This window comes from Actinophytocola sp. KF-1 (genome assembly GCF_054661535.1).
This window is the reverse complement of the sequence record NZ_BAAFVK010000010.1, coordinates 223,497-245,730: the sequence shown is the minus strand read 5'-3', so window position 1 is coordinate 245,730 and position 22,234 is coordinate 223,497. Positions and strand designations below refer to the sequence as shown.

Here is a 22,234-nt window from a genome sequence, read left to right as displayed (position 1 = left end):
TTTGTCTTCTCACGTTCTTCTCATGTTCCGCGGTTAGCCTCGGAGCCATGCCCTCCAGAAGCGCGCTGGCCAGCGTCGTGACGCTCCTGCTCGGCATCGTCCTGATGCTGTCGCTGCACGTCGTGCCGCCGACGAACGAGATCAACGTGGTCCGCAGGACGCTGTCCGAGTACGCGCTCGGGCCCAACAAGTGGGTGTTCGACCTCGCGGTGCTGCTGATCGCGCTCGGCTCGGCGCTGGGGTTCGCCGCGGTGGTCCGCCACGGGCGGGTGCGCCCCTATTCCGGCGCCGTCGTGCTCGGCGCGCTGTGGACCGCGAGCCTGCTCGTGGTCGTGGCGTTCACGAAGACCGACTGGACGGTCGGGCCCAGCATCGGCGGCACCATCCACCGCTACGCGAGCGTCGTCGGGTTCGTGTCGCTGCCGCTGGCCGTGCTCCTGATCGCCCACAAGGTGTTCCCGGACCGGTCGGCGTGGCGCTGGGCGGCACGCGGGTTTGCCACCGTGTCACTCGGGTGGTTCGGGTTGATCCTCGTCGGGGTGGTCCGCATGGGCATGGGCTACGGACCGTGGTGGCGGTTCGTGCCACTCGGGCTGGTTGAGCGGGCCATGGCGCTGACCGCGGTCGCCGCGATCCTCGTGCTCGCGCTGGGGCTCGTGCGTGCCGCAAAACCACGCGACGTGGTCCTGGCCCCGGTCTAACCTCGGCGACGTGATGTCGCTCAGCCACGTACTCGCGTTCGCCCTGCTGTCGGTGGTGGTCGTCGCCGTGCCGGGGCCGAGCGTGCTGTTCACCATCGGCCGCGCGCTGACCGTCGGCCGCCGCGAGGCGCTGCTCACCGTGGCGGGCAACGCGATCGGCGTGTACCTGCAGGTCGTGGCCGTCGCCATCGGCATCGGCGTGGTCGTGGAGCGGTCGGCGGCCGTGTTCACCGTGATCAAGCTCGTCGGCGCCGCGTACCTCGTCTACCTGGGCGTGCAGGCGATCCGGCACCGCCGCAAGGTCACCGAGGCGCTGGCGGAGGGCATCCCGGCGGTGCTCCCGTCGCGGCGCGCCCTGCGCGACGGGATCGTCGTCGGCGTCGCCAACCCGAAGTCGATCGTGTTCTTCGTGGTGGCACTGCCGCAGTTCACCGATCCCGCCGCGGGTGGCGTGCCGCTGCAGATGCTGGTGCTCGGCGCGCTGTTCCCGGTGATCGCGCTGGTGCTCGACAGCGTGTGGGCCCTGCTGGCGGCGACCGCGCGGGCGTGGTTCTCCCGGTCCCCGCGCAGGCTGGAGCTGGTCGGCGGCGCCGGCGGCCTGATGATGATCGGCCTCGGCGCGACGATCGCGGTCACCGGCCGCAAGGACTAGAGCTGCGGCAGTTCGGGCCAGACCCGTTCGGCGAGCGTCCTCGCGGCGGCGCACACGTCGCGGCCCCGCCGCGGCGCCGTGACCACGCGGAGCAGCGCGTACTCGTGGGTGCCCGAGCCGGGCGCGAACTCGACGTGCGGGGTGACGGCCGTGCAGGTCACCCAGTCGCCGTCGGACTGTTCGACCAGCCACGTCCCACGGCCGCCGACCAGCTCGGCGCCGGTCCCGGCGGGCACGTCGGCGCCGGCGGGCGACTCGGCGACCCGGAACTCGACGTCCACGCCCGGCGGGTCGCCGTCCGGGTCGCCCCAGCGGCACCGGTGCCCCGCGGGGAACGGTGACTCGTCGACGGTGTCCAGGTCGAGCGCGGCCTGGACGTGGCGGATCATCACCACGTCGCAGGCGTCGAGGACGGCGAGCGAGCTGACCGGCGGCACCCAGTGGTCGACGCGGCCGCCGTCGAGCACCCGGTAGGCGCCGCGCAGGGCGCCCTCGGTGAGCCCGCAGAGCGTGTACTCGTCCGGGGCGGAGCCGTACGCGGGCTCGGCCGACGCGGTCAGCGCGACCCCGTCGGCGAGCACGAGCGCGGCGGCGCAGGTGCCGTCGAGGCTGCTGATCGTGGTGCCCCGGCCGGGCCGGTCGACGGTGGTCATCCCGTCCCGCAGGGTCGCCGAGTCACGCAGCAGGCCCACCCAGACGTGCGCGTGCCCGCCGTCGACCGCCACGGTCACCCGGCAGTCGTCGAAGGTCGGCATGCCCGGCATCCGCGCCGACCCGAACCCGTCGAACGCGCCGGGCCCGGTGAGGCTGCACGGGTCGACGGTGGTCAGCTCACCCAGCGCCGCCGAGGTCAACGGCTCGTCGTCGCCGGGCACGGGCCTGCCGTCGACCCCGGCCGTGCACCCCGCCAATACCAGGGCGGCCGCCATCACACACAGCCCGACCCGCACTTTCGCCACGACGCACAGACGCGATGATGCGCGCGGAGGTTCCCGAACCCACCGCGGATGCGCGAGGCGAACGCGTGTTCTAATATTCGTTCTCCCACGGTGTGTCCCGTGACGAAGGAGCGTGATGGTGTCCCCAACGAGCGAGGCCCCGGCCGAGGCCGAGACCGTGCAGCCAGACCCCGCCGCGGCGCCCGCCGCGCCGGAGCAGGCTGTCGCCCAGGAGCCGGCGCCGGAGCAGCCCGCCAAGCGCGGCCGCAAGGCGAGCACGGCCCGCAAGACCCGCACGGTAGAGCTGACGCTGACGGTGACCGGCACCATGGAGGGCGAGTGGCAGGCCGACCTGTCGCACTCCGGCAGCCGGGTGGTCCAGGGCCTGCAGATCCCGGCCGCGGCGGTCTCCCGAGCAGCCGCCGAACTGCACGAGGACATCTCCAAGGCCATCGAGTCCGTGCTGGACGTCGCCCGCCAGCAACACCAGGCCCGCCTCGCCGAACTCGAGGCCGAACTGTCCAAGGTCAAGCAAGCCCTCGCCGACCTCCAGGACGGCTGACCCGCTTCGTCGCGAAGGCGCGCCCGCGTGTCGTGGGCGCGCCTTTCGTGTAGATGTCGTTCGATTCCGTCCTGCCGGTCTGCGGCCCTGTCGTAGTCTCTACTACTGCACACGCACAGGCGTTCACTGTCCGACAGCGAACGGGGGGACCGATGGCTGGCGAACTACGTCGTGGCACCACCATTCGAGGCGTGGTCAGCGGCAACACCGAAGGCACGATCACCACAGGCGGCTTCTCCTACGACGAGGTCACGTTGGGTGAACTGATCAAAGAGTGGCTCGCCCTCGCCGACGACTACGACCGTTCGTTCCAGAACTCCCAGCGGTTGACCATTGTCGAGGGGCCAGGATTGGATTTCGCCAGCGCGGGGGTGGCTAACGCGGCCAATTCTTACGGCACCGCATACCTGGCCTATCTGAAGCAGAACGAGAAGTACTGCATCGATCAGGCGCAGCTGTACCAGAACGCGCTGGACGACTATCTCGGCGTGGAACACCGCAATGTCGAGGAACTGTACAAGACAACGGGCTCCACCTCCGTCAGCTCGGGGCAGGAGATCTAGTCGTGCGCGTCCGTACGTCGATGTGGCCGTCTGTGTTGTTAGTGGTCTTCGTTGCGGGTGGGTGCACGAGCACGAGCGAGGGAAGCCCGCAGCCGGTGCCGGAGCGGCCGACGAGCGATACGAGCACCACGACGACGTCGACCGAGAGTGGTGGCGCCGGGGAAGACGCTCTCCCGTACGCGGGCGCTCCGGCGGTGAGGGATCCGCTGGACACGGAGCAATTTCAGCAGGACCCATGTCGAGCGCTGACCACTACCCAGACCGACGCGTTGAACGTCGGCTCGCCAGGGTTGTTGCGGGACGGTGGGCTCGGCATGGCGTGCGAGTTCCGCGGTAGGGCGGATCGAGGCGCGCTCGTCGAGGTCGCTTCCCTGGATGAGAACCCCCGCGGCGTGAGCGCCATCTACCGGGCGGAAGAAGATGGAAAGCTGGCGTTCTTCGAGCCGATGGATCCGGTCGAGGGGTATCCGGCCGTTGCGTACGGTGTGCTGGACTACCGGAAGGACGGCGAGTGTTCCGTTGTGATCGGCACCTCCGACGAGATCGCTTTCGAGATCGTATTGCACCTGTCCTCGAAGAACGTGGGCAAGAAAGATCCGTGTGACACGGCAGCGATGGTGGCGGGCAAAGTTCTGCAGACGATGAAGGCGGCGCAATGAGTTTCTGGATGACGCCTCAGCAGATCTATGACGAGCTGACCACCGGCCCGGGGTCGGAGACGCTGCAGGCCGCTCAAGGGATTTCCCGGGAAGAGGCTGCTGCTGAGCAGGCGCGGGAGAAGCGGATCCGGCGGCTCATGGCGACCATCGAGAGCGGGTGGCAGGGGAGCGCCGCCGACGGGGCTCATGGGGCTGCGCGGCCGTTGGCGCAGCACGCCGCCGAGGGGGCGGAGTACCTCTACCTCGCGCAGGATCTGCTTGATCGGCAGGCCGGGTCCTTTCACCGGGCCGCCGCCAGTGTTGAGCCCATGCCGCCGGAGCCCGCGACCGAGTTGCTCGAGCAGCTCGTGCCGTTCGAGGTCGACACCGACGCGCAGACGCGCGAGTACCAGCAGAAGGCGCAGCACAACATCCGCGTCTTCGAGGGGTACGACAACGCCAGCAACCACAACGAGACCTACCTGCCCCAGCAGTTCGCCAGCACCAACCACACCGGGGGCGGCATCTCGGTGACGCCCGCCGACACCGGCGACAGCATCGACGCGGCACCGCGTCGCGAGACCGGGCCCGGAACGGGACCTGGACCTGGACCTGGACCTGGCAACTACTCCGCGCCCGCAGGCGACGCCACCTGGCACCGGCCGCCCGGGTACGAGACCGCGCCCAGCGATGTCCGGCCTGCGCCCGGTGACGTTCGGCCTGTGCCTGGTGGTGGTGCGCCCGGTTCGTACCCGCTGCCGCCCGCTGCGCAGTTGCCTCCCACCGCCGCGCCGCCGGTCGGTTGGCCCGGTGGGAACGCCGCACCAGGCCGCGGACCGGGTGGTGTCGTCCGGGGTGGCCCCGGGGGCACGGCAGGCGGTCCTGGTGGGCCGGGCGGTCGAGGCGGCGGACCGGGGAGCGGCAACCCACCCGGCGTCCGCGGACCGGGCGTCGGCGGGCCGGGTGCGCCTGGGCGCGGACCTGGGCTCGCGCCCGGTCTCGGTGCCGGCGCCGGGGCCCTGGCCGCTGAAGAGGCGGCGGCTCGACGTGGGCTCGCGGCCGCCGGGCGTGGGGCCGGTGCCGGACCCTTCGGTGCGCCCGTGGGCACGGGCCGCAACAAGGACGACGACGAGGAGCACAAGCGCAAGGTCCTCATCGAAGCCGACCCCGAGGGCACGTTCGGCAGTGACGTCCTGACCGCGCCGCAGGTCATCGGGGACGACGAGTACGAGGACGACTGACCAGCGCGGTCAGCCGAGGCGGACGGCGCGGTCCATGATCGCGGGCAGCGCGCGTGCCAGTGCCGCGCCGCCTGCGAGTACCGCGAACAGTACGAACAGCACCAGCACCGTGCGGGGCTGGGGCACGCGGACCACGTCCAGCAGACCGCCCGGGTTCGTCACCAGGTCCCACGAGTTGAAGCGGAACACCCGCCCCAGCACGATGCCCACCGCGCACAGGGCGTGCAGTGACAGGTCCGTGAACAGCACGGCACGACGGGACACGCCGTGGTCGGCCAGCCACCGTTCCAAGCGGACCAGCGACAGCACGTACGCCACGAACCCGATCGCGAACAGCGTCAGGTACTGCGCGAGCAGACCGCCCGCGACCCAGCCGTCGACGTAGTGCAGGTCGCGCGGCAGGTGCAGGACGTCCGTCAGCACGTACGGCGCGTTGGGCAGGAACGCGACGAACGCGGCACCGCCGGACATGAGCAGCCAGCGGGGGCGTTCCCGGTGTCCGAACAGGAACCTCGCGAGCACGAGCGGCACCAGGGCGAGGAACGCGTTCCACCCCATCCATCCGGCGTTCGCCACCAGCGCGGACATAACATCACGGTACCCGCGACGCGCCCCCGAGGAGACCGAGATGACCATTCCGCCCGCCTACCAGGCAGCGGACGACCGCTACGACGACGCGATGTCCTACCGGCGCACCGGCGACAGCGGCCTGCGCCTGCCCGCGATCTCGCTCGGGTTGTGGCAGAACTTCGGCACCGAGGTGCCCCTCGAGCAGTGCCGCGCGATTCTGCGCCGCGCGTTCGACCGCGGGGTCACGCACTTCGACCTGGCCAACAACTACGGCCCGCCGTACGGGTCGGCGGAAGCCAACTTCGGCACGCTCATGGCGCAGGACTTCCGCCCCTACCGCGACGAGCTGATCATCTCCACGAAGGCCGGCTACGACATGTGGCCCGGTCCCTACGGCCAGGGCGGCGGCTCCCGCAAGTACGTGCTGGCGAGCCTGGACCAGAGCCTGTCCCGCATGGGCCTGGACTACGTCGACATCTTCTACTCGCACCGCTACGACCCGGACACCCCGCTCGAGGAGACCATGGGCGCGCTCGCGTCCGCGGTGCAGCAGGGCAAGGCCCTCTACGTCGGCATCTCCTCGTACTCGGCCGCGAAGACGCGCGAGGCGCACGCCCTGCTCGCCGGCATGGGCGTGCGGCTGCTGATCCACCAGCCGTCGTACTCGATGCTGAACCGGTGGATCGAGCCCGACCTGCTGGACGCGCTCGGTGAGCTGGGCGTGGGCTGCATCGGGTTCTCGCCGCTCGCGCAGGGCATGCTGACCAGCCGCTACCTCGACGGGATCCCGGCCGACTCCCGCGCCGCGCGCGACGGTTCGCTGTCGCAGTCGATGCTCTCCGAGGAGAACCTGGGCCGCATCCGCGCGCTCAACGAGATCGCGAAGTCGCGTGGCCAGTCGCTGGCGCAGCTGGCGCTGGCGTGGACGCTGCGCGACCCGCGCATGACGTCCACGCTGATCGGCGCGTCCAGTGTCCAGCAGCTCGACGACAACCTGGGTGCGCTGTCCGCGCTGGAGTTCACCGACTCGGAGCTGGCCGAGATCGACAAGTACGCGGTGGAGAGCGGCATCAACCTGTGGGCCGGTTCCAGCGCCGAGTAGGTCAGACCACCCGGCCCTGTTCGACCAGGCGCGCGAGCCGGTCCCGCCACCACCGCACGCGGGCGGGGTCGGTCAGTTCGTAGCGGTCGAGCAGGGCCGGGTCGGGGGTCGGGGTGACCGGCGCGACCGGCAGGTACCCGTCGACGGGGGTGAGCGCGCGGGCCGGGCCGACCACGTCACCTTCCAGCAGCGACAGCGTGCCGAGGCCGCACGCGAAGTCCAGGTCCGGCAGCGCCCCGGCCAGCGCGAGCCCGGCACTGAGGCCCACGGAGGTCTCCAGTGCCGAGGACACCACGCACGGCAGCCCGCACGCCTCCGCGACCCGCAGCGCCCTGCGCACCCCGCCGAGTGGCGTGCACTTGATGACGGCGATGTCGGCGGCCCCGGCGAGCGCGACCTTCATCGGGTCGTCGGCCCGCCGGATCGACTCGTCGGCGGCGATCCGCACGTCGACCTTCCGCCGCACCTGGGCCAGCTCGTCGACGGTGGCGCAGGGCTGCTCGACGTATTCGAGCCCGCCCGCGGCCCGGTCCAGCCGGGGGATCGCGTCGACGGCGGTGTCGACGTCCCACGCCCCGTTCGCGTCGACGCGGATCCGCCCGTCCGGCAGCGCGTCCCGGACGGCCTCGAGCCGTGCGACGTCGTCGGCCAACGACCCGTCCGCGACCTTGACCTTCACCGTGTGGCAGCCGGACGTGGCCACCATCCGGTGCGCCACCTCCGGTGCGACGGCGGGCACGGTCGCGTTGACCGGGATGCGGCCGCGGACCGGGTCCGGCCAGCCGACGGTGCACGCCTCGATGGCGGTGGTCAGCCAGGAGGCGGCCTCGCGGTCGTCGTACTCGGGGAAGGCGCAGAAGTCGCCCCACCCGGCGGGCCCTTCGATGAGCATGCCCTCGCGCACGTCGATGCCGCGGAACCGCGTCACCATCGGGATCGCGTACACCCGGGCCTGCTCGAAATCGATCATGGTCTTCATCAGGCCTCGAAGCTACTCCAGGAACCGGTCCACGATGACATCGACCGGCAGCGCGAAGTCCACGACGACGCCGCGCTCGTCCGCCCCGAGCGGCTCGAGGTCGGCGTACTGCGAGTCGACCAGGGACTCGGGCATGAAGTGCCCGGTGCGTGCCGCGACCCGCTTGCGGACCGTGTCCTTGTCGCCGTGCAGGTGCAGGAAGGTGATGTCGGGCGCGGCCTCGCGGAGCGTGTCCCGGTAGGCGCGTTTGAGCGCCGAACAGGTGACGACCGCGCCCCGTTCGTGCTCGGCCAGCCAGGTTCCGATCGCGAGGAGCCACGGCCGCCGATCAACGTCGGTCAACGGCACCCCGGACCGCATCTTGGCCACGTTCTCCGGCGAGTGGAAGTCGTCCGCGTCCGCGAACGGCACCCCCATCCGCTCCGCGAGCGCGGTACCGACGGTGCTCTTCCCGGATCCGGTGACTCCCATCACCACAACGAGCGGCATGTGCACATGGTGTCAGTCTTCTGCGACGGCGGCTCGGTCCAGGTCGGCGAGCACCAGCTGGGCGGCACGCCGCGCGGGTAACCAGCCGAGGAGCGCCAGCCCTGCCGCGACCACCGCGACCGCGACGTAGAACGGCGTCTCGGACCACTCGAGCTCGTCGTCGATCCCCGACCCCGAGGCCATCATCACGAAGACCACGGCGCCGAACCAGCCGGTGAAGGACACCGCGGACGGCCACAGGTGTGGCTTTGAGCGCGTCCCCCACCAGATCCACGCACCGACACCGCCGAGCGCCACAGCGGTACCGGCCGAGATCAGCATGCTCTGGGTGTTCCGCGTCACCGCCGCCATGGCGACGGTGACCACACCGAACACGAGCGCCGGCGCGATGACCGCGGTCAGCAGCAGTTTCCGCGCGCGGTCGTGGTGCCGCGGATTGCCCGTCATGAGTCCCCCTCGTCAGTACAGGTCGCCTTTTCTGGTCCACCAGTCGGCCTCACGGGTCGGCCCGAGCGGTGGGTTGTCCTGTCGGTCGTCTTCCTCGGTGTGCAGTTGGCCGACCCGTTCCTGGCCCGCCGCTGACCGGTCGGACGTCGCCTGCTCGGTGCTGTCGACCTTCGCCGCCTCGGTGGCCCAGCCCACCGCCATCCGGGGGATCAGCCCGGGGCTGGGCACCCACTTGGTGCCGCTCAGCACAGGACTCACCAGCTTGGTGACGGTCGTGGCGATCTGCTTGACCTGCTTGCCGATGTCGGCCAGGGCGTCCAGCAGCTTCCGCAGCATGCCACCGATGTTGTCGATCAGCTTGGCCGCCCAGGACATGGCACGGGCACAGAAGTCCGCGATCGCGGCCCCTGCGGTGAGGAAGCCCATCGGCAGCCGCTCCGCGGCGAGCTGGAGCAGGTTCCACACGTACTCCGCGATGAGGTCGCGGATGGCGGAGCGCACCGCTGCGATGCGCGTGCCGCCCATCGCGATGGCCTGTGCCGCCCCGACACAGGCCAGGCTCGCGCCGTGGAGCTGGGTGGCCCGGAACCGCATGTGGTTCGAGAACGCGATCGACGACCGGGTGTTGCCCGACACGTAGGTGGGCACGTCCCTGGTGATCGCGCTGCTCTGCTCGGCAGCGAGCCGGTCGAGCGCGAGCGCCGTGTCGTTGAGCGTCGCGACGGTCGACGCCACCACGCGGGGATCGCCGATGGTGACGTCCAGCGGCCACCGCAGGATCGAGACGTGGTCGATGATCCAGGCGATCGCCGATGTGGCCAGCGCGTCCAGGGGGTTGGCGATGACCCCCAGGCCTTCGATCAGCACGTTGCCGATGCCGAGCGCACCGTCCAGCCCGTTGCTGTTCTCGTCGCCGATCGCCCCGGCCAGCTCGGCGAGTGCGTCGACCAGGCCGGCGCCGCTCGTGTTCATGTCAGTGAACATCCGGGCTCCCGAAACGGTCGGCGTGCGTGTGGTCCTCGTTGCGGTACGAGGCCGCGGCGTCGTTGGTGTAGGTGGCGTCGCTGCTCATGTGCAGGCCGAGGAGGCGAATGCCTTCGCCGGTCTCGACCGTCGACTCGATGGCGTTGCTGGCGAACGCCTGTGCCAGCAGGCCGAGCGAGGTGACGCCGAGGTCGATGCCCTTGACCGTGCTCGCCAGCCCGGCGATCTCCTCGCCGCGTTGGTGCATCCCGCTCGCGAACGTCTCCAGCTCCTCGGGGACGACCTGGATGCCGTCGTTCATCGTGCCGTCTCCTCTCAGCGCAGCAGGCCGCCGCTGGTGTCGTGGCCCGGGTGGGGTCTGCCGCCCTTGCGTTTGCGGAGGATGGCGCCGTCCTCGTCCTCGGCTGGGGTGGGGCGGGTGGGGGGTGGTTCGGGCTTGGGCATGAACTGGGTGATGAAGTCCAGTGCCCCGGAGTCGCCCAGTTGGCCGGTCAGCGACGCGGTGACGCGTTCGGAGACCTTGCGCTGCGCGGCGTGCACGGTCTGCATGACGAGCGGGCCGAGCTTCTCCGGTGGGACCTTCGACGCGGCGGCCCCGAACGTGATGTCCTGCAGCGCACCCGTCGGCGACAGGGTGACCGTCACGGCGCCGTCCGGGGACACGGTCGTCGCGGTCGCGTTGTTCAGTTCGGTGCGTAGCCGGGCGGCCTTGGTCTCCAGGTCCTCCGCCTGCTTGCGCAGCTGCTCCAGCACGGTGTCCGGGTCGAGGCCGTCGAACGGGTTTGCCATGTTTCGAAGGCTAACGCACCAGGTCACCGCGAGTGGCTGGGTCGTTACGCATCACCCAGGCCGGTGAGATTGTCGACCGTCAGTGTGCCGTTCGACGCGCGGACGCCCAGCCCGTAGTGATGGTCGGGAGTAAGAGCGTCACCGATCGATGTCGAACGTAATGAACGCCATGTTCCACCGCTCATGGCGTACGACGTGATCGTGCCCTCGTGGTGGAGCAGCGCGAACCGGTCGCCGGGCGCCAGGGTCACGGCCGCGTCGCCCGGGGTGTCCAGGAACCGGCCGTTCACCCGGACGTTGAGGCCCGACGACGTGCGCGTGTTGTTGTACCAGGCGGTGACGTAGTTGTCCTTGTCCTTCACCCACCCGACGAACACGCTGTCCTCCGGCGCGCCCGTGTTCGCGAACGAGCCCACGGTCAGCACCGACACCGCGTGCGGCGAGGACGGGGCAACGCCGGACGACACCAGCGCGAAGTACGGCGACGTGCCGGTGGCGGTCAGGCCGTCCGCCACGGTCAGCGCGGGCACCGCCTCGCCAGGGAACGGTTGGTGTGCCGTGAAAGACGACAGCTCCGCCAGGTCCACCACCGGGTAGTTCGCCGGGTCGAACGGGACGCGGTACACGCCGTACTCGCCGGCCGTCGTCGCCGTGAACGCGCGGATCGGATAGTCGCCGGGCGCGATTCCGGGCGGCGGGGTGACCGCCCACCGCGTGACGAGCCGGGCGCCTGGCCGCAGACGGGCGGCCGTGGCCGGGGTGAGCGGGGTTGCCCGCCAGCCCGGGGGCACGGCGAGCGTCACGCGGACGTCCTCGACCACCCGGCCGGTGCCGTTCGTGTACGTCGTCGTCGTGTCCGTCAGCGTCAGCGACGGGGACGACGGTGACCACGCGCCCAGTTCCGTCACGCCGACCTTCGCGCCCGGCGGGTTCTCGAACGTGACGCGCAGCCGGGTCGTCGTCAGCACGGGGAACATGACGCGGTTTTCCGTGTTCCCCGCAAGCGGGCTGCGTTGCTGGCCCGGCACGACCCGCCACTGCGTGCCCGTCCAGTACTCCAGGTCGTACGACGCGGGTGTACGCACCCCGCCGCCGTCGTCGTACAGGTACATCCGCACGTCCCGCACGGGTGTCGGCACCCCGAAGTCGACGCCGAGGTGGTCGGACGCGTTGGGGGAGTTGTAGTTCGTCCACCTGCTGTGCGGGATGTCGTCGTAGTAGATCCGGCCGTCCAGCACGTCCCACGCGTCGTCGATCGCGTTCGTGTACGACGCGAACGGACGTGGATAGCCGGTGCCGGAAGGGTTCGACGCGTCGTTCACCTCGGCGGGCTGGACCACGGGCCGGGTGGCGACCGGTACCGACAGCGCGCCCAGGGAGCCACGGGACCGCGCCAGGCGACCGTCCACGTACACCCGCAGCCCCGCGCCCTGCCCGTACCGCGACCCGTCCCGGTCCCACAGCACGGTGACGTCGTGCCCGCGGTAGGGCACGTTCTCCAGCGCGAACCAGTCCCAGTCGCGCGGCACGAGCGGGTTGACCACCAGCGGGTCACCCGGCCGCACCCCGATCAGCCCGTTGATCACCAGGTCGGTGAACGTGGAGTGGTTGTAGTGCTCGCTGTGCCCGCGCCCGTCGTAGATCCACCGGTCCTCGTCGGGGTGGTGCGCTTCCGCGACGTACGGCCGCCCGTTCTTGTACTGCGTCAACGCATAACCACGCAGCAGTGCGTAGTAGTCGTCGCGGGACACGTACGGCTGCGGCCGCGCGTTCAGCAGGTTCGCCAGCCCGGTCAACGTCTGCGACGTGGCGAACGGCCAGCTCGGGCCGTTCCACCGGCAACAGCCGGTCAGCGCGTCGTGCATGAACCACCGCGAACGCCGTTCCACCGTGGTCGGCCCGTACGGCGCCGCGAACCCGAGCGGGTCGGTGAGGAACGACCAGGCCACGTCGTCCGACGGCCGGTCCATGCCGAACATCCACGGGACGTACCCGATCTGCTCGCGGTCGGCGACGAGCGACTCCGACGGGTCGAGGTCCGCGCGTGCCTTGTGGTGGAAGAAGTCCCCGCCCCACAGGTGCCTGTGCACGGCGTCCGACAGGGCGCCGGCCCGGGCGTCGAAGCGGCGCGCCAGCACGGGATCGCCCGCCAGCCGCGCGATCGCCGCGATGGCGCGTGCGTCGCCGTACTGGTAGGCGTTCAGCGTCGGCCGGTAGCCGTGGCCGCCGTGGTAGGGGTCGGCGGGGTCGGTCTCGTACGCCGACGCCGTGTACTCCATGGCGTCCCACACCGGCACCGACCAGTACAGCCCGAGCCGCGGGTCGAACTGGGGCGCCCACTTGTCGTACTGCCGCACCAGGTCCGGCAGCAACACGACCACCGACGCGCGGTCCCCGGTCACCAGGTAGCGCTGGTACGCGGCGGAAGCCGCCCAGAACGCGTACTGGTGCGCCCAGTCGTCGGTGTCCTCGTTGACGTAGTCCTCGCGCGGCTTCTCGCTCGCGCCAGGACCCCGCAGCCAGTACCGCAGGTAGTCGTCGACGGGGCCGCGGTCGCGCAGCCAGCGGCCCTCCGCGATGTGGTGCCCGGCCGCCGCCACGATCCCGCCCAGCGGCGCCGAGTAGCCGGGCGGGTTGTGGAACTCCGTGATGACGTAACCGTTCGTGCGATCGGTGTAGCGCAGGTGCCGCTTGTACGTGCTCCACCGGTAGTGGTACACGTCCCGCAGCTGCTGGTCCGGCACGTCGAGGAACGGGATGTTCGCCTCGTACCACTCGGGTTCCGCGAGGTCACCGAGGAGCGCGCGGTGGTCGAGGAACGACGTGCCGTGCCCGGACGGCGCCGCGCCGGCCGTGGCGGGAACCACGGCCGGCGCGAGCGTCGTCACCAGCACCGCCACGAGCAGGACAGCGGCCCGGCGCATGTGACTACCTTCCGGAGGTGTACAGCTGGGTGACCTCGGCGTCGGTCAGCGCCCGGTCGTAGACGTGCACCTGGTCGATGCCGCCACGCCAGAAGTCGACCTGGTTGCCGCCGTACTTGGCACGCCCGATCACGGTGTTGCCGGGGCCTGCCGAGCCGACGCACGCGGACGCCGAGCCCGCGAGCCGGCCGTCCACGTACAGCTTCAGCGAGCCGGTGGTCACGTCCCGCACCCCCACCAGGTGGTACCACTGCCCGGTGTTCGGCGGCGCGGGCGCGAGCGCGCGGACGCCGACGAAGCTGAACGCGAACCGGTTGTCCTGCCCCGAGTACTGCAGGAAGTAGGCGCTGTTGGTGTCGCCGTCCTGGCTGACCGCGGTGGCGAACCCGCCGAGGCTGTCGAGCTTCACCCACGCGGCCACCGAGTAGTTGCCGATGGCGGTGTTCACCAGCGACGCGCCGGTGTCCACGTAGGTGTTGCCGCCGTTGAACTGCAGGCCGTTGCCGTTCTTGCCCGCTGTCCACGTAGGACCGTTGACGAGCGTCGCGTCATGGGAACCGACCTCGTCGGACGTGGTGGTCCCGGTGCCCTCACTGAACGGGTAGTACGCGATCCCGTCCGCGCCCGGCGTGCCGGGCGGTGGCGGCTCCGCGCCATCGCCGGACCCGTCGGCCTCCCGGATGATCTTCTCGTTGATGGCCCTGACCTGCGCGAAGTCCATCTTCTCCACCTGGCGGTCGTAGGTGAAGAAGCCGTTGACCTCGTGCTCGACGTCGGTGATCTGCGTGTAGATCGCGCCGGAGATGCCGCACCGCTGGGCCGACGTGATGACGTCCTGCTGGTTCTCCACGTACCGGCGGGTCAACGTCGCGGAGTCGGGCGCCATCTCGTACGCGTGGCCCTCGCCGAACCACATGTGGCCGTCGACCTCGAGGCCGAACCCGCCGTGCTCGCCGTCGGCCGACACGCGCCGCCCGTCCGGCGACGGGGTCGCCGGGCCCACGTACGCGTGGTGGTCGATCATGTCGCCGCGGCCGGAGTCACCGTGGGAGGCACAGCAGTTCACGCCGCTGTGCGCGTTGACGAGACGGCTCGGGTCCTGCGCCTTCACGTCGTCGGCGATGCGGCCGGTGTCCTCCTTGGACCACTCGCCCCAGCCCTCGTTGAACGGCACCCACACCACGATCGAGGTCCAGCTCTTGTGCTGTTCCACCATCGTGTGCAGCTCGCGTTCGAACTGGGTGCGCGCGGCGGGCGGCGCCTCCTCGTCGACGGTCCGCATCGACGGCATGTCCTGCCACACCAGCAGACCGAGCTTGTCGGCGTGGTAGTACCAGCGGTCGGGTTCCACCTTGATGTGCTTGCGGACCGTGTTGAAGCCGAGCACCTTGTGCTGCTCGAGGTCGAACCGCAGGGCCGCGTCGGTGGGCGCGGTGTGGATGCCGTCCGGCCAGAAACCCTGGTCCAGCGTGGACATGTGGAACAGGATCTTGCCGTTGAGCGTCATGCGCAGCTTGCCGTCGGCGCCGGGCTTGGTGCCGATCTCCCGCATGCCGAAGTACGAGCCGACCTCGTCGACCTTGGTGCGGCCGTCGTACAGGGTCACCTTGAGGTCGTAGAGGAACGGCGAGTCCGGCGACCACAGCTTCGCGTTGGGCACCGGCACCCTGAGCTCCTCGTTGGCGGGCCCGCGGACCCGGCCGACGATCCGGCCCTTGTCGTAGGCGACGGCCTCGACCGTGCCCTCGATGTTCGAGCGGGTGGTGAGCCGCAGGCTGCTGTCGGCAAGGCGGGGCGTCATGTCGAGCTTGGTGACGTGCCGGGACCGTACGGGTTCCAGCCACACCGTCTGCCAGATGCCGGAGCTGCCGGTGTAGAAGATGCCGCGGTCGGGCACCTGCCGCTGCTTGCCGATCGGCTGCCACGTCTTGTCGGTGAGGTCCTCGACGCCGACGACGATCTCCTGGCTGCCACGCGACTTCAGCGCGGCGGTGATGTCGACCGAGAACGAGTCGTAGCCACCGCGGTGCGTGGTGACCTGCTTGCCGTTCACCCACACCCGCGTGTCGTAGTCGACCGCGCCGAAGTTCAGGATCAGCCGCTGCCCGCGCCAGCGCGACGGCACGTCGAACGTGCGGCGGTACCACATGCGTTCCTCGGTGCGCTGGATGCCGGACAGCGCCGACTCCACGGGGTAGGGCACGAGGATGCGTTCGCCGAGCGACTCGCCGATCGGCGGCGCCTCACCCTCGGCGGCGCCCGCGAACTCCCAGACACCGTTGAGGTTCTTCCACTCGGGGCGGGTCAGCTGGGGCCGGGGGTACTCGGGCAGGGCGTTGTCCGGGCCCACCAGGTGGGTCCAGGGGGTCGTGAGGGGCGGGGTGCCGGGCTGCCACACGGGGTCCGCGACCGCGGGCAGCGCTGGTGCCAGCGCCACCGCGACCAAGGACGCCGCCACGATGGCGAGCGCTCTTCGGGACACGGATGCCTCCTTATCTTGACGCGCGGGACAGATATGCCTGTACGGCGACGACGACGGCCAGGAACGCGCCGCTCACCACCGACTGGTAGTGGGAGGAAAGGGTGCCGATCTGGTTGATGACGTTCTGGATCACGCGCAACAGGAGGACGCCGGCGAGCGTGCCCGCGACGGTGCCCGCGCCGCCGGTCAGCAGCGTGCCGCCGATGACGACCGCCGCGATCGCGTCGAGTTCGAGGCCCTCGCCGACGATCGTGACGCCGGACGCGGAGTACGCGGCGGCCAGCGCGCCTGCGAGGCCCGCGCACAGCCCGCTGCCCAGGTACAGCAGCATCGTGTTGCGGGCGACCGGGAGGCCCATGAGCGTGGCCGCCTCGCGGCTGCCGCCGATCGCGAACGTGGCGTGCCCGAACCGGGTGCGCTGCAGCACGAGCATGCCGATCGCGAACAGCACGATCGTGATCCACACCGGGATGCCGAGGCCGAGGAACGTGCCCTGACCGACCTTCGTCAGCCAGTCCTCGCGCGGCATCAGGCGGGTTTCCGAGCCCTCGTCGGTGATCGCGAGCAGCAGGCCGCGCGCGCCGAGCAGCGTGGCGAGGGTGACGATGAACGGCGCGAGCCGCCCGTACGCCACGAGCCAGCCGTTGAGCAGGCCGATCGCGCCGCACACCACGAGCGGCAGCAGCAGCCCGACGAGGCTGCCCCACTGGATGCCGTACGCGGCGAGCACGCCGCCGAGCGCGTACACCGAGCCGACGGACAGGTCGATGCCACCGGAGATGATGACGAACGTCATGCCCAGGGCGACGATCGCGAGAAACGAACTCTGGATCGCGATGTTCTGCGCGTTGCCGACGGTGGCGAACGAGTCGAACGAGAACGACGCGATCACCACCACGAGCGCCAGCACGACGATCGACCCGCGGCGCTGCACGAGCCCCGCGACGCGTTCCCGCCGGGTCGTCCGGTTGGTCGCGACGGACTCGGCGGCCGGTGCCTCAGTGGTCGTCATGATCCACCACCTGATCGGGAGCGCTGCAGGTAGACCGCCACGACGATGATCGCGGCCTGCACGATCTGCGCGGTCGAGTCGGGCAGGTCGTGCTTGATGAGCGTCGCGGTGATCAGCTGCATCAGCACCGCGCCCGCGACCGTGCCGAGGATCCGCACCCGCCCGCCGGACAGCGGCGTGCCGCCGACCACGACCGCGGTGATCGCGGACAGCTCGAACAGGTTGCCGATCGCCGACGGGTCGGAGGCGGTGAGCCGCGCGGTCGCGAGCACCCCCGCGACGGCGGCGAGCACGCCGGAGATGACGTACGTCAGCATCAGCACGCGCCGCACCGGCAGGCCCGCCAGCAGGCTCGCCGACCGGTTGCCGCCGATCGCGACGAGCTGGCGGCCGAACGTGGTGTAGCGGACGAGCAGCCACACCAGCACCGCCAGCACGGCCGCGATCAGCACGATGTACGGGATGCCGAGTGCCTTGCCGCCACCCAGTTCCAGCAGCTCGGGGTTGCGGATGTCCTTGAGCTGCCCGTCGGCGAACACCAGCGCGAGCCCGCGCCCGCCGACCAGCAGCGCGAGTGTGGCGACGATCGGCTGGATCCCGACGACCGCGACGAGCGTCCCGTTCGCCATCCCGCACAACGCGCCCGCCACCAGGGCGAGCCCGATCGCGGGCAGGAGGCCGTACCCCAGGTACAGCGGCAGGATCGCGGCCGCGATCGCCATCACCGAGCCGACCGACAGGTCGACGCCCTCGGTGCCGATCACCAGCGCCATGCCCAGCGCCACGATCAGCACCGGCGCGACCTGCACCAGCTGGGTGTTCAGGTTCGCGACGGTCGCGAAGTTCTCGGTGAAGACGAGGTTGTAGACCACGAGCACGGCGATCGCGACGTAGACGCCGTTGTCCCGCAACCAGGCCCTGGTGTCCTTCTTCTTCGCCGGTGCCCGCACGTCCGTCGTCTCAGTCGTCATCGGCGGGCTCCTCCGCGAGCGCGGACAGCAGCGCGGCCTCGTTGACGTCCGCGCCGTGCAGTTTGGTGACCACGCGGCCCTCCCGCAACACGACGATCGAGTCCGAACCCTCGATCACCTCGTCGAACTCCGAGGAGATCAGCACGACGCCGAGCCCCTCGGCGGCCAGTTCGTCGACCAGGCCCTGCACCTCGGCCTTCGCGCCGACGTCGATGCCGCGCGTGGGTTCGTCGAGCAGCAGCACCTTCGGTTCCGTGCACAACAGGCGGGCCAGCAGCACCTTCTGCTGGTTGCCGCCGGACAGGTCGCCGACCCGCTGGTCCGGGCTGGACGCCTTGATGCGCAGGCGTTTCATGAACGTGTCCACGATCGCGTCCTGCCGCTTGCGGGACACGACGCCGGTGCGCGACAGGCGGGGGAGCGCGGCCAGCACGATGTTCTCGCGCACCGACAGGTCGGGCAGGATGCCGTCGGCCTTGCGGTCCTCGGGCAGCATCACGACCCCGGCACGCATGGCGGCGGCGACCGAACCGGTGCGCAAACGCTTGCCTGCCACCGTGACCTCGCCCGCGTCGAGCGGCAGCGCACCGGCGATGGCCATCGCGGTCTCGCTGCGGCCCGCGCCGAGCAGCCCGCCGAGCCCCACGATCTCGCCGGGCCGGACGGTGACGTCCACGCCGTCGAGCCGGTGCTTGGCGGTCAGTCCGGTCGCGGCGAGCACGGGACCGGTGTCGGCCGCGGTGTGCTCGCCCTCGAACTTCGTCGCGCCCTCGCGCCGGACCTCCTCGAGGTCGCGGCCGAGCATGAGCGCGACCAGCCGCAGGCGTGGCAGGTCGGCCATCGGCCCGGTGTGGACGACACGGCCGTCGCGCAGGACGGTGACCCGGTCGCAGATCCGGTACAGCTCGTCGAGGCGGTGGCTCACGTACAGCACCGCGACCCCGTCGGCCTTGAGCGCCTCGACGATGCCGAAGAGCGTGTCGACCTCACGGGGTTCGAGCGAGGAGGTCGGCTCGTCGAGGATCACGACCCGCGCCTCGGTGGCCGCCGCCCGCGCGACGGCCACCATCTGCTGCACGCCCATCCCGAGTGTCCTCAGTGGACGTTCGACGTCCACGTCGATGCCGTAGGAGGACAGCAACTCCCGCGCCTGGTGCCGCATGGCGCGGAAGTCCACGAGCCCGAACCGGGTCCTGGGTTCGCGCCCGAGGAACAGGTTGCTCGCGACCGACTGCAACGGCACCAGGTTGACCTCCTGGTACACGGTCGCGATGCCGGCGTCCTGCGCCGCCATGGGCGAGCCGAAGGAGACCGGCTCGCCCCGGTAGGTCAGCGTGCCGCCGTCGGGGGTGTGGACGCCGGTCAGCACCTTGATCAGCGTCGACTTCCCGGCGCCGTTCTCGCCGACCAGCGCGTGCACCTCGCCGGGCGCCAGGTCGAGGTCGACCTCGGACAGCGCGACGACGCCGGGGAACCGCTTGCCGACTCCGGTCGCGGACAGTACGGCCGTCATCAGTACGCGTTCGAGACCTCGGCGGCGGCGTTGTCCTTGCCGTACAGCTTGTCGCTGATGACGACGTTCTGGGACACGGCCTCGCCGTTGAGGAACTTCTGCAGGGTCTCGAAGGCCAGCGGGCCGAAGCGCGGGTTGGACTCGACGACCGCGTACATCTCACCGTCGACGATCTTCTGCACGGCGTTGCGGGTGCCGTCGATCGAGACGACGTGGATGTCGGTGCCGGGCGTCTTGCCCGCGGACTTCAGCGCCACCAGCGCGCCCAGTGCCATCTCGTCGTTCTCCGCGTACACGCCGGTCAGGTCGGGCTGCGCCTGGATGAGCTGCTCCATGACCTGCTGGCCCTTGTCGCGGGCGAAGTCACCGGTCTGCTGCGCGGCGATCTCGATGTCCGGCGCGATCTTCTTCAACTCGTCGACGAACCCGTTGGTGCGGTCGGTGGTCACGTTGTTGCCGGAGCTGCCCAGCAGGATCGCGACCTTGCCCTTGTTGCCCATGGCCTTCGCCATCTCCTGGGCCGCGCGCTTGCCCTGCTCGACGAAGTTGGAGCCGAGGAACGCGACGTAGTCCTTGCAGGGCTCCGAGTTGACCTTGCGGTCGATGGTGAGCACGGGGATGTTCTTGTCGCGGGCCGCCTGCAGCGCGGGCTCGAGCCCGTCGGAGTTCAGCGGCGCCACGATCAGGGCCTGCGCACCCTTGTTGATCATGTCCTGGATGTCGGAGATCTGCTTCGACAGCTGCGAGTTCGCGTTGGTGGTCAGCAGCTGCTTGATGCCCAGCTTCTGCGCCTCGTCCTTGATCGACTGCGTCTCCGCGATCCGGAACGGGTTGGCTTCCTTCTCCGACTGGGAGAACCCGACGATCGCGTTCTTGAGGGCGAGCTTCTCGCCGCCGTACTGCTCGAGCGTGCAGGTGGGGCCGCTGTCGTCTTCCTGCGCGACCTGGGCGCCGCCCGTGCCTTGGGTGCTGCCACCGCCGGAGTCCTCCGACTTGGTGCAGCCGGCCAGCGTGAGAGCCGCGGCCAACGCGGCGATGCCGGCGAGACGAACAGGGCGAAGGGAACGGGATGCCGCCATTGGCACTCTCCTGGCCGATCAGAGGTCGCGCCCTCGGCGACCTAGCCGGTCAAATTCAGTCACAATCGAAACTTATCTGTCAAGACTTCGCAAAGCCGCGCACTTTGTCCACAGCCTGAACATTTGTCCACAGGCAAGATCGACTTTCGTCCCTCTGTCGGTGGTCACCGGTAGGCTGGACAGCGGGGTGCCCCCGGGAGTGGTGGGGGCTGCCCGTATGTACTGGGGCTGCGGTTTTCTTTCGGTTTTCGCTGGTCAGTGCCGTTGTGGCGGTTTGTGTTCCCGGGTTTGGTGGTGTGGCTTGCCTGGGTTTTTCCCTCCGGGGGGTCCTCGCCGGACGGGCTGGTCTCCGGGATGGCGGGGGTCTGGCACGGGGTTGGTTTGGCAGGGACTGGTGTCGGTGGGTCTGCCTGCCATCCCGTCGACCTCCCGGAGGGCTATCACACCGCGTCAAGGGGGCCCGGCGGCTTGGGTGCGTGGTGCGTTGGGTTTCGGGCCCCCTTGACACGGTGTGATCGGGCTTCGCCAGGTCGACGGGATGGCAGGCACCCCTCAGGGGGTTCTGGGGGCTTCTCCCGCTTCGCGGGCCGGGCGCTTCGCGCCTGGCTTCTTGCGTGGTGGTCGCGCCTTTCGCGCGAGGCTCGACGGCGTCTTTCAGCGCATCCGGTCGCCTGGCTATGAGGCGTTCACTGCTGTTGCTGCCACGTGGACCGTGATGCCCAGCTCGCGTAGCGCGTCCAGTTCCGCTGGGTCCGACGCGTCGTCCGTGACCACGTGCTGGATGTCCTCCGGGGCCACCGTTTGCAGCAGCGCCTCCGTGCCGATCTTCGTGTGGTCCGCCAGTACGACCACCTCGTCCGCGGCCGCTGCCAACGCTCGGTCCACGCCTGCCACCGTCAGGTTCGGGGTCGACAGGCCGCGCGCTGCCGTCAGGCCGTTGCCGGAGATGAACGCCCTCGTGCCCTGCACCGTCGCCAGTGCCTGTTCCGTCGTGCCGCCGACGAGCGCGTGGATGGAACCCCGCAGCGAACCGCCTGTCACCACCACGTCCACGCCGCGCGCGCCCGCCAGGCCCGTTGCCACCAGCAGGGAGTTGGTCACCACCGTCAGCTCGGTGTGCCGGGTCAGGCGGGCAGCGAACGCCTGTGTCGTCGTGCCGGCGCCGACGACGATCGCGTCGCCGTCGCTCACCAGTTCCGCTGCCATGGCGGCGATCGCGGCCTTCGCGTCCGCTGCCACCAACGCCTTTTCCGAGTACGTCGGCTCGTGGGACAGGCCGCCCGGTAGCGCGGCGCCGCCGTGGTGGCGGTCGAGCAGGCCCTGTGCTGCCAGGGCACGCAGGTCCCTGCGCACCGTGACTTCCGACGTCTCGACCTGCCGTGCCAGTTCGCGCAGGGAGATGGCCCCGCTTGACCGGACTAGGTCGAGGATGCGCTGGCGACGTTCGGCGGCGAACACGGGACGAATCTAACCCGAAACCGGCCGGGGACTGATCGAACCTGTCCGAAAATGACCGATCGGGGTCGTGCGGCTACCGAGTCTTGCGTGCGGGCGGAGGCCGTCTGTAGGGTCAGGAAAGCGCTTGCCGGAAAGCGCTT

The 22,234-nt window shown here is 70.4% G+C and carries 22 protein-coding genes; 7 read left to right on the top strand and 15 right to left on the bottom strand.

The window, feature by feature from the left end; genetic code table 11:
- The first annotated feature begins 47 nt into the window (after positions 1–47).
- A complete protein-coding gene (locus tag ACYQ77_RS29305) occupies positions 48–701 on the top strand; it encodes a DUF998 domain-containing protein (RefSeq protein WP_459716823.1) in 654 nt (217 codons plus the stop codon).
- A 13-nt stretch (positions 702–714) separates the two neighbouring features.
- Complete coding sequence (locus ACYQ77_RS29300; protein WP_459717040.1) at positions 715–1,353, top strand: LysE family translocator; 639 nt, start codon at positions 715–717, stop codon at positions 1,351–1,353.
- On the opposite strand, the gene ACYQ77_RS29295 is transcribed toward ACYQ77_RS29300, so the two are convergent.
- Positions 1,350–2,282 (bottom strand): hypothetical protein, encoded by a 933-nt coding sequence (locus ACYQ77_RS29295; protein WP_459716822.1) that lies wholly within the window; start codon positions 2,280–2,282, stop codon positions 1,350–1,352. The two genes, ACYQ77_RS29300 and ACYQ77_RS29295, sit on opposite strands and share 4 nt — an antisense overlap.
- A 145-nt stretch (positions 2,283–2,427) precedes the next feature.
- Here ACYQ77_RS29295 and ACYQ77_RS29290 point away from each other — a divergent pair, with 145 nt between their 5' ends.
- The 4 genes from ACYQ77_RS29290 to ACYQ77_RS29275 all read left to right on the top strand — a co-directional run bounded on the left by ACYQ77_RS29290 (position 2,428) and on the right by ACYQ77_RS29275 (position 5,295).
- Positions 2,428–2,853 (top strand): DUF6319 family protein, encoded by a 426-nt coding sequence (locus ACYQ77_RS29290; protein ID WP_459716820.1) that lies wholly within the window; start codon positions 2,428–2,430, stop codon positions 2,851–2,853.
- 191 nt (positions 2,854–3,044) lie between these two features.
- Positions 3,045–3,416 (top strand): hypothetical protein, encoded by a 372-nt coding sequence (locus ACYQ77_RS29285; RefSeq protein ID WP_459716819.1) that lies wholly within the window; start codon positions 3,045–3,047, stop codon positions 3,414–3,416.
- A 20-nt stretch (positions 3,417–3,436) separates the two neighbouring features.
- Positions 3,437–4,075, top strand: coding sequence for a DUF3558 domain-containing protein (locus tag ACYQ77_RS29280; RefSeq protein WP_459717038.1), 639 nt, complete (start codon positions 3,437–3,439; stop codon positions 4,073–4,075).
- An 8-nt stretch (positions 4,076–4,083) separates the two neighbouring features.
- Positions 4,084–5,295 (top strand): hypothetical protein, encoded by a 1,212-nt coding sequence (locus ACYQ77_RS29275; protein ID WP_459716818.1) that lies wholly within the window; start codon positions 4,084–4,086, stop codon positions 5,293–5,295.
- A 9-nt stretch (positions 5,296–5,304) separates the two neighbouring features.
- Here the strand turns inward: ACYQ77_RS29275 and ACYQ77_RS29270 are convergent, their stop codons facing one another.
- Positions 5,305–5,883: a DUF1361 domain-containing protein gene (locus ACYQ77_RS29270; protein ID WP_459716816.1), complete on the bottom strand. Its 579-nt coding sequence runs from the start codon at positions 5,881–5,883 to the stop codon at positions 5,305–5,307.
- A gap of 40 nt (positions 5,884–5,923) precedes the next feature.
- Between ACYQ77_RS29270 and mgrA the strand changes: the two genes are divergently transcribed.
- Positions 5,924–6,967, top strand: coding sequence for an L-glyceraldehyde 3-phosphate reductase (gene mgrA / locus ACYQ77_RS29265; RefSeq protein WP_459716814.1), 1,044 nt, complete (start codon positions 5,924–5,926; stop codon positions 6,965–6,967).
- A 1-nt stretch (position 6,968) separates the two neighbouring features.
- Here the strand turns inward: mgrA and ACYQ77_RS29260 are convergent, their stop codons facing one another.
- The 13 genes from ACYQ77_RS29260 to ACYQ77_RS29200 all read right to left on the bottom strand — a co-directional run bounded on the left by ACYQ77_RS29260 (position 6,969) and on the right by ACYQ77_RS29200 (position 22,094).
- The gene (locus ACYQ77_RS29260; RefSeq protein WP_459716813.1) at positions 6,969–7,946 is read right to left on the bottom strand and encodes an o-succinylbenzoate synthase; all 978 of its coding nucleotides are present in this window, start codon (positions 7,944–7,946) and stop codon (positions 6,969–6,971) included.
- 12 nt (positions 7,947–7,958) lie between these two features.
- The gene (locus ACYQ77_RS29255) at positions 7,959–8,435 is read right to left on the bottom strand and encodes a gluconokinase (RefSeq protein ID WP_459716812.1); all 477 of its coding nucleotides are present in this window, start codon (positions 8,433–8,435) and stop codon (positions 7,959–7,961) included.
- Between the two features lie 12 nt (positions 8,436–8,447).
- Positions 8,448–8,882, bottom strand: a complete 435-nt coding sequence (locus ACYQ77_RS29250) for a hypothetical protein (RefSeq protein WP_459716810.1) — start codon at positions 8,880–8,882, stop codon at positions 8,448–8,450.
- 12 nt (positions 8,883–8,894) lie between these two features.
- Entirely contained in the window at positions 8,895–9,866 is a 972-nt protein-coding gene (locus ACYQ77_RS29245) for a hypothetical protein (RefSeq protein WP_459716809.1), read from the bottom strand.
- A complete protein-coding gene (locus ACYQ77_RS29240) occupies positions 9,856–10,167 on the bottom strand; it encodes a type VII secretion target (RefSeq protein ID WP_459716808.1) in 312 nt (103 codons plus the stop codon). The genes ACYQ77_RS29245 and ACYQ77_RS29240 overlap by 11 nt, the downstream gene beginning before the upstream one ends.
- 14 nt (positions 10,168–10,181) lie before the next feature.
- Entirely contained in the window at positions 10,182–10,655 is a 474-nt protein-coding gene (locus tag ACYQ77_RS29235; RefSeq protein WP_459716806.1) for a YbaB/EbfC family nucleoid-associated protein, read from the bottom strand.
- Between the two features lie 44 nt (positions 10,656–10,699).
- On the bottom strand, positions 10,700–13,579 hold the full coding sequence (locus tag ACYQ77_RS29230) for an MGH1-like glycoside hydrolase domain-containing protein (protein WP_459716805.1): 2,880 nt from the start codon (positions 13,577–13,579) through the stop codon (positions 10,700–10,702).
- 4 nt (positions 13,580–13,583) lie between these two features.
- On the bottom strand, positions 13,584–16,061 hold the full coding sequence (locus ACYQ77_RS29225) for a LamG-like jellyroll fold domain-containing protein (RefSeq protein WP_459716804.1): 2,478 nt from the start codon (positions 16,059–16,061) through the stop codon (positions 13,584–13,586).
- 10 nt (positions 16,062–16,071) lie between these two features.
- A complete protein-coding gene (locus tag ACYQ77_RS29220) occupies positions 16,072–17,073 on the bottom strand; it encodes an ABC transporter permease (RefSeq protein ID WP_459716802.1) in 1,002 nt (333 codons plus the stop codon).
- Positions 17,070–18,044, bottom strand: coding sequence for an ABC transporter permease (locus ACYQ77_RS29215; RefSeq protein WP_459716801.1), 975 nt, complete (start codon positions 18,042–18,044; stop codon positions 17,070–17,072). Before ACYQ77_RS29215 ends, ACYQ77_RS29220 begins: the two co-directional genes overlap by 4 nt.
- Positions 18,034–19,557, bottom strand: coding sequence for a sugar ABC transporter ATP-binding protein (locus tag ACYQ77_RS29210; protein ID WP_459716799.1), 1,524 nt, complete (start codon positions 19,555–19,557; stop codon positions 18,034–18,036). Before ACYQ77_RS29210 ends, ACYQ77_RS29215 begins: the two co-directional genes overlap by 11 nt.
- Complete coding sequence (locus tag ACYQ77_RS29205) at positions 19,557–20,636, bottom strand: ABC transporter substrate-binding protein (RefSeq protein ID WP_459716797.1); 1,080 nt, start codon at positions 20,634–20,636, stop codon at positions 19,557–19,559. The genes ACYQ77_RS29210 and ACYQ77_RS29205 overlap by 1 nt, the downstream gene beginning before the upstream one ends.
- A gap of 675 nt (positions 20,637–21,311) precedes the next feature.
- The gene (locus ACYQ77_RS29200; RefSeq protein WP_459716796.1) at positions 21,312–22,094 is read right to left on the bottom strand and encodes a DeoR/GlpR family DNA-binding transcription regulator; all 783 of its coding nucleotides are present in this window, start codon (positions 22,092–22,094) and stop codon (positions 21,312–21,314) included.
- Positions 22,095–22,234 lie beyond the last annotated feature (140 nt).

What these genes read in the sequence shown, in the direction of transcription:
- ACYQ77_RS29290 (WP_459716820.1), top strand. Translation starts at nt 2,428, where the DNA reads ATGGTGTCCCCAACGAGCGAGGCCCCGGCCGAGGCCGAGACCGTGCAG.
- ACYQ77_RS29220 (WP_459716802.1), bottom strand. Translation starts at nt 17,073, where the DNA reads ATGACGACCACTGAGGCACCGGCCGCCGAGTCCGTCGCGACCAACCGG.
- ACYQ77_RS29275 (WP_459716818.1), top strand. Translation starts at nt 4,084, where the DNA reads ATGACGCCTCAGCAGATCTATGACGAGCTGACCACCGGCCCGGGGTCG.
- mgrA (WP_459716814.1), top strand. Translation starts at nt 5,924, where the DNA reads ATGACCATTCCGCCCGCCTACCAGGCAGCGGACGACCGCTACGACGAC.
- ACYQ77_RS29305 (WP_459716823.1), top strand. Translation starts at nt 48, where the DNA reads ATGCCCTCCAGAAGCGCGCTGGCCAGCGTCGTGACGCTCCTGCTCGGC.
- ACYQ77_RS29240 (WP_459716808.1), bottom strand. Translation starts at nt 10,167, where the DNA reads ATGAACGACGGCATCCAGGTCGTCCCCGAGGAGCTGGAGACGTTCGCG.
- ACYQ77_RS29295 (WP_459716822.1), bottom strand. Translation starts at nt 2,282, where the DNA reads ATGGCGGCCGCCCTGGTATTGGCGGGGTGCACGGCCGGGGTCGACGGC.
- ACYQ77_RS29270 (WP_459716816.1), bottom strand. Translation starts at nt 5,883, where the DNA reads ATGTCCGCGCTGGTGGCGAACGCCGGATGGATGGGGTGGAACGCGTTC.
- ACYQ77_RS29205 (WP_459716797.1), bottom strand. Translation starts at nt 20,636, where the DNA reads ATGGCGGCATCCCGTTCCCTTCGCCCTGTTCGTCTCGCCGGCATCGCC.
- ACYQ77_RS29255 (WP_459716812.1), bottom strand. Translation starts at nt 8,435, where the DNA reads ATGCCGCTCGTTGTGGTGATGGGAGTCACCGGATCCGGGAAGAGCACC.
- ACYQ77_RS29230 (WP_459716805.1), bottom strand. Translation starts at nt 13,579, where the DNA reads ATGCGCCGGGCCGCTGTCCTGCTCGTGGCGGTGCTGGTGACGACGCTC.
- ACYQ77_RS29250 (WP_459716810.1), bottom strand. Translation starts at nt 8,882, where the DNA reads ATGACGGGCAATCCGCGGCACCACGACCGCGCGCGGAAACTGCTGCTG.
- ACYQ77_RS29300 (WP_459717040.1), top strand. Translation starts at nt 715, where the DNA reads ATGTCGCTCAGCCACGTACTCGCGTTCGCCCTGCTGTCGGTGGTGGTC.
- ACYQ77_RS29280 (WP_459717038.1), top strand. Translation starts at nt 3,437, where the DNA reads ATGTGGCCGTCTGTGTTGTTAGTGGTCTTCGTTGCGGGTGGGTGCACG.
- ACYQ77_RS29210 (WP_459716799.1), bottom strand. Translation starts at nt 19,557, where the DNA reads ATGACGGCCGTACTGTCCGCGACCGGAGTCGGCAAGCGGTTCCCCGGC.
- ACYQ77_RS29215 (WP_459716801.1), bottom strand. Translation starts at nt 18,044, where the DNA reads ATGACGACTGAGACGACGGACGTGCGGGCACCGGCGAAGAAGAAGGAC.
- ACYQ77_RS29260 (WP_459716813.1), bottom strand. Translation starts at nt 7,946, where the DNA reads ATGAAGACCATGATCGATTTCGAGCAGGCCCGGGTGTACGCGATCCCG.
- ACYQ77_RS29235 (WP_459716806.1), bottom strand. Translation starts at nt 10,655, where the DNA reads ATGGCAAACCCGTTCGACGGCCTCGACCCGGACACCGTGCTGGAGCAG.
- ACYQ77_RS29245 (WP_459716809.1), bottom strand. Translation starts at nt 9,866, where the DNA reads ATGTTCACTGACATGAACACGAGCGGCGCCGGCCTGGTCGACGCACTC.